This window comes from uncultured Fretibacterium sp. (assembly GCF_938040765.1).
In the GTDB taxonomy this organism is placed as follows: Bacteria; Synergistota; Synergistia; order Synergistales; family Aminobacteriaceae; genus CAJPSE01.
Genome location: NZ_CALIAA010000052.1, coordinates 1 through 1,064 on the forward strand (window position 1 = coordinate 1; position 1,064 = coordinate 1,064).

A 1,064-nucleotide genomic window follows, 5' to 3' on the forward strand; every position below is an offset into this window, starting at 1 on the left:
GATGCCGGTCATCCCCTTCATGAAGGCCACGGGCACGAAGATGGCCAAAAACACCAGCGTCGTGGCGATCATGGGCGTCGCGATGTCCTCCATCGCGCGAATAGCCGCCGACCGGGAATCGGTCCCGTCCCGCTTCATGATGAACTGCACCCGTTCCACCACGAGGATGGCGTCGTCCACCACCGTGCCGATCACCAGGATGAATCCGAACAGAGTGAGGATGTTGAGGCTGTACCCGAGCACCGACAGCCCGGCGAGGGCGAACAGGACGGAGACGGGAATGGCTGCCACGGGCACAAAGGTCGTCCTCCAGCTCTGGAGGAACAGATAGCAGACGACCGCCACCAGCAGGCAGGTGAGCGCCAGGGTCGCGACGATCTCCTTCAGAGACGCCCTGACGAAGGCCGTGGCGTCGTAGACGACGTCCATCTCCATGTCGTCGGGGAAGTCCCGTTCCAGCCGGGCGATCCGGGCCCTGATGGCCTTCATGACGTCGAAGGCATTGGACCCCGGCGACTGGCTGATCTTCAGGCTTGACGACGGAGCGCCGTTCACGTATCCCTCGAGGCCATACCCCTCGGCCCCGACCTCGATGCGTGCGATTTGCCCCAGGGTGACCCGGCTGCCGTCATGCGCCGTGTGCACCACCACGTTCCGAAAATCCTCGACGTCCACGAGACGTCCCTTGGCCTCGAGAGAATAGGCCATCGGGGTTTCCTCGTTATCCGGCGCCCGCCCCACGGCCCCGAGGGCCGCCTGACGGTTCTGGCTGCGTATCGAAGCCACCACGTCGTCCGGCGAGAGCCCCAGGTTGGCGATCCGATCCGGGTTCAGCCAGATCCGGAGGCTCCGGCCCGAGCCGATGAGGAACGTATCCCCGACGCCGTCAATCCGGTCGATGGCGTCCTTGACGTTGTTCTTCATGTAGTCGTTGAGCTCCAGTAAACTGTGGGTCCCCCCGGGGGAGACCAGGCTCAGCTGAGCGATGGGCGACATGGCCATGGAGGAGGCCGAGAGCCCGCGGGCCACCACCTCGGCGGGAAGCTGGGGCAGCGCGAGCTGCA

Annotated in this window: 1 protein-coding gene; it reads right to left on the minus strand. The window is 65.1% G+C overall.

The window, feature by feature from the left end:
* Positions 1–1,064, minus strand: a 1,064-nt coding sequence (locus Q0176_RS01905; protein WP_299298649.1) for an efflux RND transporter permease subunit, incomplete at both ends; no start/stop codon positions are given.